Raw genomic sequence first — 11114 nt, 5'->3', positions numbered from 1 at the left:
AAACGAGCATGTAAAATATTTACACATAGGAGGATAATTAAAATACATGCGAGTTCCATACTATACCTTTAAAAATTAACAATTTTAATAGTATGAAAAGATTTATTATTGCACTGTTTTCAGTTTTTATCTTGTTTTCGCTGAATCTGACTGCCCAGGAATTGGTAGCTGCTTTTGGCAAAGAAGTTCAGTGGTCAAATGTTGTTGGGGGTGATGTTGTGCAAGGAAATTCTGTTAACTGGTTTCAGGTGAATACCGAACCGGAAACCTGGAGGGTTGAGAACGATATTTTGGTTTGCACCGGGTTGCCTATTGGCGTTATCCGAAGTGAAAAAGAATACAAAAATTTTATTATGCACATCGAATGGCGGCACATGGAAGCCGGGGGAAATTCAGGCACGTTTGTGTGGAGTAATGCTGAACCGGGCGATAACCGCCTGCCCGATGGGGTGGAAGTTCAAATGCTGGAGCTCGACTGGGTGAACCAAAATGCCCGAAACGGGGAAAAACCGCCCATTGCTTATGTTCACGGCGAATTGTTTGGCGTTGGAGGCGTGGAAATTGTGCCCGACAATCCGCGCGGTGTGCGCAGTAAATCAATCGAAAACCGCTGCAAAGGGAAAGGGGAGTGGAACACCTACGATGTGGTTTGTGTGGATGGCACCATCAAACTTTCGGTAAATGGTAAGTTTGTGAACGGAATCAGCAAAGCTTCGCAGAAGAAAGGGTACATCTGCCTGGAAGCCGAAGGTGCTGAGATTCATTTCAGGAATATTAAGGTTGTGGAGTTGCCTTAGTTGTTACCACTCAATCGGTTCTGCATGAACAGTGGAAATAAAGCCAAATTTATCCAAAATAACGTTTTCCATTTTCGTGCAGATTTCATGGGCTTCTTTCAGGGACATGTCTGGCGGAAGTTTAATATGACAGCTTAACTCGGTGTGATTCCCGTAATTGTGAAGGTGGATATGATGCAGGTGCAGCGGTTCCTCAAAAGCTTTTTGGGTGGTTTCGCGAATCGAAAGCAGCATCTCATCCGAAGGACTTTCCCCAAGTAGCGAAGTAATTTCTTTCGATAAAATTTGATAACTGACATAACCTATCATCATTGCCACAATAAAACTAAGTACGGCATCGGTCCACCAAAAATAATTACCTACTGCAATACCCACCAGGATAACTACTGAAGAAAATGCGTCGGAACGGTGGTGCCAACCGTCAGCTTTTAAAATTGATGAGTTCGTTTTTTTTGCTGCCCAAAATGCATACTGGGCCATACCTTCTTTTACCAAAATTGAAACGATGGTTGCCACCCAGGCAAAAACGCCAAATACGGTTTGTTCCCCTTTACTGAATTTATCAACTGCACTCACTGCAAAGTCGAAGGCCACAATGGCCAGCAAAACTCCAATTATTAATGCGGCAACGTGTTCGGCCCGTCCGTGACCAAACGGGTGATCACCGTCGGCAGGTTTGCGCGAAATCTTTCCGCCAACTAAAACAATTACCGATGAAACAGAGTCGCTTAAGGTGTGCCAGGCATCCGCAATTAATGCCAGCGAGCCGGTTACAATTCCTGCCCAGTATTTCAGCCCGAAAAGAAACAGGTTTCCGAAAATGGAGAGCCAACCCTCGCGATTGATATATTTTTTACTGTCTGGCATTTTTTTTTGAAGATATAAAGGTAATAATTTTACGATTTATTTTTTTCGAGGAGTTTAATAAGTTCGGGTTTGTAATTTTTGCAAACAGAAAAGCCAGGCCGGTGGATTTTTTTGCCGGCCTATTTCATTTTATCTGCAATTTTTCCCATTATTTTATTGAAGTAAGGAACCTTTTCCAGTTTACGGAATATGCTTCCACGACCGGTGTGCAGCAGAATGTTCCGGATGTAAATGAATAGTCCAAGGCTGTGTGCGGCAAACAAAACCGGGTCGAGGCGGTAAATGGCGTAGGTGAAAATCATAAGCGAGCCAATGGTGCTGATAACCCAGAACCCAAGTGGTAGAAATGAGTCGTTTCGCCTTTCAGAATAAATCCACTGGTAAATAAAACGAAAGGTAAAAATGACTTGCCCGGCAGAACCCCAAATCATAAGCAAAAGCGGGACATTTTCGTTTTTCAGAATGGAACTGAAGTTATAGGTGCTGCTAAACATTAGCCAGCCAATATAGCTTAGCGGAATTACAATTGCCAGAATCCGTGTTGCGGGGTGCATCAGTTTCCAGGCTTTTTTGAGCTGGAGGTTTCGGATGTAAATCATGTAAACGATAATTTGCCCCAGCACAATAGCAAAGTCGTTCCGCAAAATCCCGTAGGTTAACATTAAAATGGAAGCTGCCAGGCTGATTTGCCAGTAAACCACCGGTGAAATTACTTCCCCTTCTTTTTCCGATAAAAACCACTGGGCAATATTCCGGGCAAAAAAAAGGATTTGAGATAAAAAGCCGATTGCGTAAATTAGAATGTCGCTCATCTGTTATTCTTTGGGGTGCAAATATAGCAATTATAAGTGCGAAAGCCGTTTCGGAGTAAAGACTAATTCTTCAGCTTATTCAATGTTTCGTGCGCTGCGTTTTGCTGCGCTTCTTTTTTTGATGTTCCTGTTCCCTTGCCAAAAACTTTGTTGTTAACTTTTGCCACGGCCACAAAGAGCGGGGCTTTTGATTTATCTTTCGCTTCTTCTTCAGTAGTTTCAAATACAACTTCTTTTTTGTTTTTCTGGCACCACTCTATCAGCTGGCTTTTAAAATTGGAATCTTTCTGTTCAATTTCATTGAGGTTGACAAATTGTGAAAGAATTTTTTTTGTGACAAAATATTTGGCATCCTGGTACCCTTTGTCGAGATAAATTGCTCCTATTAATGCCTCCAGGGCATCGCCGTAAATGTGGCTTTTGTCAATGTTTTTGATTGTGTTGGAGTCGATGTAAATGTTCAGACCCATATCGAAAGTGAGCCGGGTTAAAAAAGTGCGGTTTACCAGTTTCGATCGGGTTTTGGTTAAAAACCCTTCGTCTTGCTGCGGAAACCGGTTGTATAAAAAATCGGCAATAACAGCCCCTAAAATGGCATCGCCTAAAAACTCGAGCCTTTCGTTATTTACCATGTTGCCCTGCGAATCGAAAACCGATGCCGACTTATGAATAAATGCGAGGTCGTAAAGTTTAAGGTTGGCCGGGTAAAATCCAAGTAATTTTTTTAAAAACAAATAAAACTCTTTTCGAGGAGACGAAAAGAGCTTTATTCGTTGTGCTATTCTTTTAACCACAGATTTTTAAAATTTTTTAAAAACCATTGTTGCGTTGTGCCCTCCAAAACCGAAGGTATTACTTATAACCACATTTATTTCCCTCTCTTTGGCAACGTTAAATGTAAAATCAAGGTTGCTGTCAATTTCAGGGTCGTCGGTAAAGTGATTAATTGTGGGCGGAACCAGGTTGTCTCTGATGGCCAGAATGCTGGCAATTCCTTCAACTGCTCCGGCTGCGCCCAGTAAGTGGCCTGTCATCGACTTTGTAGAACTGATACTTACTTTGTAGGCATGTTCTCCAAAAGTTTTAATAATAGCTTTCGGTTCTGCAATGTCTCCCAGCGGAGTTGACGTTCCGTGAACATTGATGTAATCCACATCTTCGGGTCTCATTTCCGCATCTTCAAGGGCCCATTTCATAACCAGGTTGGCTCCGCGGCCTTCAGGATCGGGAGCTGTCATATGGTATCCGTCGGCAGACATTCCTCCGCCAGCTACTTCGGCATAAATTTTTGCTCCTCTGCGTTTGGCGCTTTCATATTCTTCAAAAATGAAAGCTCCCGCACCTTCACCCATAACGAAGCCGTCCCTGTCCAAATCAAACGGGCGGGAAGCGGTTTTTGGGTCGTCGTTTCGGGTAGAGATTGCCCGCATGGAGTTAAATCCGGCAACACCCGCTTCGTTGATTGCGGCTTCTGATCCTCCGGTAATCATTATTTCTGCTTTACCGAGCCGAATCATGTTGAAGGCTTCAATCATTGCATGGGTGGCCGATGCACAAGCGGTTACTGTGGTAAAGTTTGGCCCTCTGAACTGGTATTTGATGGAAATTAATCCACCTGCAATGTTGGCAATCATTTTTGGAATAAAAAAAGGCGAAAAACGGGGGTTGTCCACATTATACTGCCGGGCTTCTTCAAAAAAGGTTTGGAGTCCTCCAATTCCTGCACCCCAAATTACACCGGCACGGTCGTGGTCAATTTGTTCCAAATCGAGCCCCGAGGATTCCATTGCCTGTTTTGCCGCTGCAAGTGCATACTGCGTGTACAGGTCGTACTTGCGTGCTTCTTTGCGATCCAGGTATAAATTCGGATCAAAATTTTTTATTTCGCAGGCAAACCGGGTTTTTTGTTTCGAGGCATCGAAATTGGAAATTTTATCGGCCCCGCTAACACCATTTTTCAGGTTTTCCCAAAATTCATCAACTGAATTGCCTAATGGGTTTAAAGTGCCTACTCCGGTAATTACTACCCTTTTAAATTCCATAAATGAATTTCTCTCGATTACTTGGTTGCTTCTTCGATGTGCTTAATGGCTTCCCCTACGGTTGAAATTTTTTCAGCCTGGTCGTCCGGTATTGCAAGATCAAATTCCTTTTCAAATTCCATAATCAGCTCAACAGTGTCGAGTGAATCTGCACCAAGGTCGTTAGTGAAAGATGCTTCGTTGGTTACTTCACTTTCGTCAACGCCTAATTTATCAACGATAATTGCTTTTACTTTTGCTGCAACGTCAGACATAATTCTAAATTTTTGGTTAATACTAAATTTGACTTTTTAAATAATTCGCTGCAAAGTAATACATTTACGGTTTATATTTCAAAGAAAAAATATAAAAAAGATGTTATAATGTTTGAATGATAAAGTTGCAATATCCTAAATTTGAACGGATTATTCAAATGTTCCAGTGTAAAAAATGTGTATAAAATGAATGTTAAGAAGATAGCCATATTCGCTTCGGGGGCGGGCACAAATGCCGAAAATATTATTGTGTATTTTTCTGAAAATGAATTGATTGAAGTTGATTCTTTGTGGAGTAACAAGCCTGGTTCAGGCGCACTAAAGCGTGCTGAAAAATATGGTGTTGATACCTTCGTTTTTAACCGGCAACAGCTTTACAAAAGCGAAGAAACAGTTCGAAATTTAAAAGAAAGAGGCATCGATTTAATTGTTTTGGCCGGTTTTTTATGGTTGATTCCCCGGGATTTAATCGATAATTTTAAAATAGTAAACATTCACCCGGCGTTATTGCCTGAGTATGGTGGCAAAGGAATGTACGGCATGAACGTTCACCGGGCAGTTGTGGAAAACAAAGATACTGGATCAGGGATTACAATTCATTGGGTTAATCCGGTTTACGACGACGGGAAAATCATTTTTCAGGCCAGGTGCCCGGTGTTGCCTGGCGATACGCCTGAAGATGTGGCGCAGAAAGTTCATGAACTTGAATACAAATATTACCCTTCAGTTATCGAAGATATTCTGAAAAAAGAGGATTGATTTTTTGTTTGCAGGTTTAAAGCTTAATAAAAATTACAATTCGGGGGCTCCTGTTAAATATTGTTAATGATGTTTCATCCAGCCTTTTATTAAATTTATCTTTGCGGTATGAGCAAAAAGATGTTAGTTACATTAATTGTAATGATGGCATTGGTGCTATCGGGTTTAATTGTAATACAAACTAACCTGATAAAGACAGCATCTGACATTCGGGAGGAGCAATTTGACCGGATGGTAACGAACGCGCTCAAGGGAGTGGTGGATCAGCTTGAACTCGACGAGCAACGCCTGGCGCGCGAAAGTGCCCGCACAGGCCAGCTTCCGGGTTTCGATCAATCACCCGGCAACTATAACATTTTTCCACGGAGAGGTGCCGGGCAATTGTCCGGAGGTTTCCGGTTTCGTTATTCTGAGCAGGGTATTTTCGGAGGTTTTCAGGAGGAGTTGCAGATTGTAATTACTGATTCAACGCAGTCTTCATCCGGTTCAGTTTCGCCTGATGAGGAGAATGAAACTACTTTCATGGACAGGTTGCATGAATTTAATCTTGACCTCGAACGGAGACGGGAACGATTCCTCCAGGACATTAACTGGTATAACTATAAGATTATTTTGGAAGGACGGTCGCTTGAAGAGCGGATAGATTCAACCGTTTTGAAACAACTCATTGAGAATTCATTCAATGAAGCCGGGATTGAACTCGATTATAAATTTGCAGTGCGTTCATCCAGTCAGGGGCAGGACAGGTTTCTTCTGGGAAGTGAAGATTATAACCCCAAGCGAAAAGAAGAGTACCACAGCCTGCTTTTTCCATACGACTACGACGGCAAGCAACCCAATTACCTTTATGTATATTTCCCGGAACGCTCGGACTATTTGTTAAGGGCAACCGGTTTAACCATTATTCCAACTATTATTTTAACCGGACTGCTCATTGCGATATTTGCTTATGCCATTATGGTAATTTTCAGGCAGAAAAAGTTATCGATGATTAAAAACGACTTTATCAATAACATGACACACGAACTGAAAACGCCGATTTCTACCATATCGCTGGCCAGTCAAATGCTTGAAGACGGGAGTGTTGCCAATACACCCAATACCATTGAACATATTTCAAGGGTAATCAGTAAAGAAAGCAAAAGGTTAAGTTTTCAGGTTGAAAAAGTATTGCAAATGGCCGTATTTAACGAGGGGCGGCTAAAACTGAAATTCAAAGAGTTTGATATCAATGCCACCATAAAGAATGTGGTAAATAACTTTGAGCTCAGGGTGAAAAATAAAAACGGCACCCTCAAATCGGAATTAAATGCTGAAAATGCAATGATTAAAGGTGATGAAGTCCACCTTACCAATGTGGTATTTAATTTGCTCGACAATGCTATGAAATACAGCAACGGCACACCGGAAATAATGGTTACAACCGAAAGCAAAAATGAACATGTAACGATTAGTATTCGTGATAATGGAATTGGAATATCGAAAGAACACCACGCCCAGATATTCGACAGATTTTACCGCGTCCCCACCGGAAATGTTCACGATGTTAAAGGCTTTGGCCTGGGATTAAGCTACGTGAAAAAGATTGTGGATTTGCACAATGGTAAAATTAAAGTAGATAGTGCTGTGAATAAAGGCACGAAATTTAGTATATTGTTACCTAAAATAAATAAATGACCATGGAACAAAAGACAAAATTACTTTTGGCAGAAGACGATGAAAACCTCGGGTTACTCCTGAAAGAATATCTGGTTGCCAAAGGTTTCGAAACTGACCTCTATCCCGATGGCGAAGCCGCTTACAAAGGATTCATGAAAGAACATTATGATATTTGCATTTTAGACATCATGATGCCCAAAAAAGATGGTTTTTCGCTTGCTAAAGATATCCGGATTGTAAATGCTGATATTCCAATAATATTCCTGACAGCCAAAAACCTGAAAGACGATGTAATTGAAGGTTTTAAAATGGGTGCCGACGATTATATTACAAAGCCTTTTAGCATGGAGGAGTTGATTTTCAGGGTTGAAGCCATTTTGAGAAGAACTGCACAGGAATCGCAATCTTCTTCGCAACCGGTTTTTACTTTGGGGAAATATACTTTCGATACGCGTAAGCAAATTTTGACTGACAACGAAAAAACAGTAAAACTCACCACCAAAGAATCAGATTTGCTCAAGCTGCTCTGCCAAAATGCCAATAAAGTTTTGGAACGCAATTATGCTTTGAAGTCGATTTGGATTGATGACAATTATTTTAATGCACGAAGCATGGATGTTTACATTACAAAGTTGCGTAAACATTTAAAAGATGAGCCTTCGGTAGAGATAATTAACGTACACGGGAAAGGCTATAAATTAATTTTGTAACGGGAGTCGGACTTTCAAAGTCCGGCATTTCCATTCCTCGCGAGAAGGTTGAGCCCATCTCCGTTAATCCATTTTCAGCACGGCTAAAAATGCATTTTGCGGAACTTCTACATTCCCAACCTGCTTCATGCGTTTTTTGCCTTTTTTCTGCTTTTCAAGCAGCTTTCGTTTTCGGGTAATGTCACCCCCGTAACATTTTGCCGTAACATCTTTTCGCATCGCCTTCACTGTTTCTCGTGCAATAATTTTCGACCCCACAGCTGCCTGGATGGCAATATCGAATTGCTGGCGCGGAATCAATTCTTTAAGCTTTTCACACATCCGGCGTCCAAACGGGTAGGCATTATCAAAATGAATCAAAGTTGAAAGGGCATCCACCATTTCGCCGTTTAAAAGAATGTCGAGCCTCACCAGTTTTGCTTCTTTATATCCGCTAACGTAGTAATCGAGTGAAGCGTATCCCCTTGAAATGCTTTTAAGTTTGTCGTAAAAATCAAAAACAATTTCACCCAGCGGCAGATTGAAAATTAACTCGGCGCGTTCGCTTGTCAGGTAGTTTTGATTAACGAGTTCACCTCTTTTGTCGAGGCAAAGGTTCATTATCGGGCCAATATAATCGACAGCGGTAATAATACTTGCCCTGATAAAAGGTTCTTCAATATTGTCGATTGAAGTAGAAGATGGCATTCCTGATGGATTGTAAACTTTTAGCGTTGACCCGTCGGTCAGGTGCGCCATGTACGAAACGTTTGGAACTGTGGTAATCACGTTCATGTCAAATTCCCGTTCCAGCCGTTCCTGAATAATTTCCATGTGCAGCAGTCCCAAAAATCCACAACGGAACCCAAACCCGAGTGCTGCAGAGGATTCGGGCTCAAAAGTGAGCGATGCATCGTTCAATTGCAGTTTATCCATTGCTGCTCGCAAGTCTTCGTAGTCATCTGCATCAACAGGATAAATACCTGCATAAACCATCGGTTTTACTTCCTCGTAACCCGAAACTGCTTTGGAACAAGGGTTTTCCACATGGGTTATGGTGTCTCCCACTTTAACTTCTTTGGCGGTTTTTATTCCTGAAATAATATAGCCCACATCGCCGGCTGAAAGCATATCACGGGGTTTTAAGCCCAGTTTCAGCACGCCAATTTCATCGGCATTGTATTCTTTGTCAGTATTTACAAATTTTACCAGGTCTTTTGTTCGTAGCTGTCCGTTAATAATTTTGAAATAGGCAATTACCCCGCGGAATGAATTATATATTGAATCGAAAATGAGTGCCTGCAAAGGAGCGTTGGGGTCACCTTTGGGAGGCGGAACTTTTTCAATAATTCTTTCAAGGATGGTTTCGGCCCCCATTCCGGTTTTACCGCTGGCGTGGATTATATCTTCGCGTTTGCAGCCAATCAGGTCGATAATCTGGTCTTCCACCACCTCGGGTATTGCATTCGGAAGGTCCATTTTATTTAAAACCGGAATAATTTCAAGGTCGTGTTCAATGGCCAGGTAAAGGTTTGAAATGGTTTGTGCCTGGATTCCTTGTGTGGCATCAATAATCAGGAGTGCGCCTTCGCAGGCTTTAATCGATCTGGATACTTCGTATGAAAAGTCAACATGCCCGGGTGTGTCAATGAGGTTCAGTTTATATTCTTCTCCGTTGTAAACATGGTCCATTTGTATGGCATGGCTTTTAATTGTAATGCCTCTTTCCTGCTCCAGCTCCATGTTGTCGAGCACCTGGTCGCGCATTTCCCTGTCGCCAATTGTTTTGGTGTGCACCAGCATCCTGTCGGCAAGGGTACTCTTCCCATGGTCGATGTGAGCTATAATGCAAAAATTCCGTATCCTGTTCATGTAGTCTGTTTTCATATAATCCGTGGCCATTTTTATGCTTGCGCAAAGATATTCAATTTTTGAAATATTAAATTGAAATCTAATCTTTTGGGTGTACTCCTGTTTATCCACCTGGAATTATTTTTGGCATATTATTTGTAAGTTTTTTAGCAGCTATGAAAACAGTTAAAATGAAATTTTTAATCCACATATAAAACACCGTTACAGTCAGAACGCAATTTGCTGTTTTTTCATAAGTTTGGTTTAGTTAGGTTTAGTTTTGATCCCGGGGCAGAGGCTCCGGGATTTTCTTTTGTGTAAGAGATTAAATTGATGCTGACAGAAACATGAAGATTTATAGCTGAACCGGATTAAGCCTCTTTGCTTTTGAAATATTCCACTTTCCCATCAAGGGCAATATCCTTAACTTTGTCAATCAGTGCCATTTTTTGCTCTTCGGTTAGTTCGGTGAAAGAACGTGCGAGAGAAATTTTTTCACGCATGTAGGTGGCATTTTCATTCCCCGAAATAATAACCGAAACCGGCAGCGACCATACAAAGTGCATGGCCTCTTTAATGCTCATGTAATTCGGAATAACAGGATCGTCGCTTGTCCAGTTCGCTCTTTCTTTACTGGCAAAAAATCTACCGTCGGCCAGCGATTTAATGGCCATAACTCCCATGTTCCGGTTGAGTGCTTTGGGCATTACATTTTTAGTAAAGCTGAAATAAGATTGATCGAGAACATTTACCGGCATCAGTACCCCATCAAAAATGTCACTTTCTTCAGTTTGTTCAAGCATGCGTGTGTGTGCATAGGGATTTTGATGGCCGGTAAATCCGAGGTATTTAATTTTACCCTCTTCTTTTGCTTTCAACAATACATCCAATATGCCCTGGTTTATGCGGTTGTCAACATCTTGCGGGGTGCGGACGGAATGTACCTGGTACAGGTCAATCTGGTCGACTTTTAACCTGCGCAGCGAACCTTCAAGATGTTCTTTTACCGATTTTGCATCGGGCCCTGTGGTTTTTGTCATCAGAAAAATTAAATCGCGGTACTTCGGAGTTAAATATTTCCCGTAGCGCTCTTCACTTCTTCCACTTGAGTAACTTTCTGCTGTGTCGAAAAACCGTACACCTCCTTCAAGTGCCGCTTCAATAACTTCCTGTGCTTCGCGCTCAGTGGTCCAGCCAACGTGGAATCCCCCGGTGCCCAACATGGTTACATATTCTCCGGTCCGCCCAAATTTGCGTTTGGGTAAAACTTCCCCAAGCCTGTCGGATGATTGTTCTTTTGAAAAGGCAATATTACTTAACGACAATCCAGCCGTTATGCCTGCCAGCGATTTTAAAAATGTCCTTCGGTCTGCCATAGTAATTT

At 41.8% G+C, this 11114-nt stretch carries 11 protein-coding genes; 4 read left to right on the top strand and 7 right to left on the bottom strand.

Annotated elements, in window-relative coordinates; translation table 11 throughout:
- The first annotated feature begins 92 nt into the window (after positions 1-92).
- Positions 93-797 (top strand): 3-keto-disaccharide hydrolase, encoded by a 705-nt coding sequence (locus tag ACTCNA_RS10125; protein WP_462947794.1) that lies wholly within the window; start codon positions 93-95, stop codon positions 795-797.
- A 3-nt stretch (positions 798-800) separates the two neighbouring features.
- Here ACTCNA_RS10125 and ACTCNA_RS10120 read toward each other — a convergent pair whose 3' ends face one another.
- From ACTCNA_RS10120 to ACTCNA_RS10100, 5 genes are all read right to left on the bottom strand, one after another.
- A complete protein-coding gene (locus tag ACTCNA_RS10120) occupies positions 801-1664 on the bottom strand; it encodes a cation diffusion facilitator family transporter (protein WP_462947793.1) in 864 nt (287 codons plus the stop codon).
- A gap of 119 nt (positions 1665-1783) precedes the next feature.
- Positions 1784-2476 (bottom strand): lipid-A-disaccharide synthase N-terminal domain-containing protein, encoded by a 693-nt coding sequence (locus tag ACTCNA_RS10115; protein WP_462947792.1) that lies wholly within the window; start codon positions 2474-2476, stop codon positions 1784-1786.
- A 62-nt stretch (positions 2477-2538) separates the two neighbouring features.
- Positions 2539-3270 carry a ribonuclease III gene (rnc, locus tag ACTCNA_RS10110; RefSeq protein WP_462947791.1) on the bottom strand — a complete coding sequence of 244 codons (732 nt, stop codon included), beginning with the start codon at positions 3268-3270 and terminating at the stop codon, positions 2539-2541.
- A 6-nt stretch (positions 3271-3276) separates the two neighbouring features.
- Positions 3277-4518 (bottom strand): beta-ketoacyl-ACP synthase II, encoded by a 1242-nt coding sequence (gene fabF, locus ACTCNA_RS10105; RefSeq protein ID WP_462947790.1) that lies wholly within the window; start codon positions 4516-4518, stop codon positions 3277-3279.
- Positions 4519-4535: 17 nt separating this feature from the next.
- Positions 4536-4772 carry an acyl carrier protein gene (locus tag ACTCNA_RS10100; protein ID WP_073163854.1) on the bottom strand — a complete coding sequence of 79 codons (237 nt, stop codon included), beginning with the start codon at positions 4770-4772 and terminating at the stop codon, positions 4536-4538.
- 186 nt (positions 4773-4958) lie between these two features.
- On the opposite strand from ACTCNA_RS10100, the gene purN reads away from it, so the two are divergent.
- The 3 genes from purN to rprY all read left to right on the top strand — a co-directional run bounded on the left by purN (position 4959) and on the right by rprY (position 7900).
- Complete coding sequence (gene purN / locus ACTCNA_RS10095) at positions 4959-5531, top strand: phosphoribosylglycinamide formyltransferase (RefSeq protein WP_462947789.1); 573 nt, start codon at positions 4959-4961, stop codon at positions 5529-5531.
- A 120-nt stretch (positions 5532-5651) separates the two neighbouring features.
- Positions 5652-7208, top strand: coding sequence for a sensor histidine kinase (locus ACTCNA_RS10090; protein WP_462947788.1), 1557 nt, complete (start codon positions 5652-5654; stop codon positions 7206-7208).
- A 2-nt stretch (positions 7209-7210) separates the two neighbouring features.
- Positions 7211-7900, top strand: a complete 690-nt coding sequence (gene rprY, locus ACTCNA_RS10085; protein ID WP_073163848.1) for a response regulator transcription factor RprY — start codon at positions 7211-7213, stop codon at positions 7898-7900.
- 63 nt (positions 7901-7963) lie between these two features.
- Here the strand turns inward: rprY and lepA are convergent, their stop codons facing one another.
- Together lepA and ACTCNA_RS10075 are read right to left on the bottom strand one after the other, a co-directional pair.
- Positions 7964-9781: a translation elongation factor 4 gene (lepA, locus tag ACTCNA_RS10080; RefSeq protein ID WP_462947787.1), complete on the bottom strand. Its 1818-nt coding sequence runs from the start codon at positions 9779-9781 to the stop codon at positions 7964-7966.
- 320 nt (positions 9782-10101) lie between these two features.
- Positions 10102-11106 carry an aldo/keto reductase gene (locus ACTCNA_RS10075; RefSeq protein ID WP_462947786.1) on the bottom strand — a complete coding sequence of 335 codons (1005 nt, stop codon included), beginning with the start codon at positions 11104-11106 and terminating at the stop codon, positions 10102-10104.
- Between the last annotated feature and the right edge of the window lie 8 nt (positions 11107-11114).

The organism is Tangfeifania sp., assembly GCF_055108615.1.
The sequence above is the reverse complement of the archived record's forward strand: the minus strand, read 5'-3'. Positions and strand labels throughout refer to the sequence as shown.

Excerpts from the sequence above, each read along its gene's own strand:
- ACTCNA_RS10125 (WP_462947794.1), top strand. The coding sequence starts at position 93 with ATGAAAAGATTTATTATTGCACTGTTTTCAGTTTTTATCTTGTTTTCG.
- ACTCNA_RS10120 (WP_462947793.1), bottom strand. The coding sequence starts at position 1,664 with ATGCCAGACAGTAAAAAATATATCAATCGCGAGGGTTGGCTCTCCATT.
- ACTCNA_RS10115 (WP_462947792.1), bottom strand. The coding sequence starts at position 2,476 with ATGAGCGACATTCTAATTTACGCAATCGGCTTTTTATCTCAAATCCTT.
- fabF (WP_462947790.1), bottom strand. The coding sequence starts at position 4,518 with ATGGAATTTAAAAGGGTAGTAATTACCGGAGTAGGCACTTTAAACCCA.
- ACTCNA_RS10100 (WP_073163854.1), bottom strand. The coding sequence starts at position 4,772 with ATGTCTGACGTTGCAGCAAAAGTAAAAGCAATTATCGTTGATAAATTA.
- purN (WP_462947789.1), top strand. The coding sequence starts at position 4,959 with ATGAATGTTAAGAAGATAGCCATATTCGCTTCGGGGGCGGGCACAAAT.
- ACTCNA_RS10090 (WP_462947788.1), top strand. The coding sequence starts at position 5,652 with ATGTTAGTTACATTAATTGTAATGATGGCATTGGTGCTATCGGGTTTA.
- rprY (WP_073163848.1), top strand. The coding sequence starts at position 7,211 with ATGGAACAAAAGACAAAATTACTTTTGGCAGAAGACGATGAAAACCTC.
- lepA (WP_462947787.1), bottom strand. The coding sequence starts at position 9,781 with ATGGCCACGGATTATATGAAAACAGACTACATGAACAGGATACGGAAT.
- ACTCNA_RS10075 (WP_462947786.1), bottom strand. The coding sequence starts at position 11,106 with ATGGCAGACCGAAGGACATTTTTAAAATCGCTGGCAGGCATAACGGCT.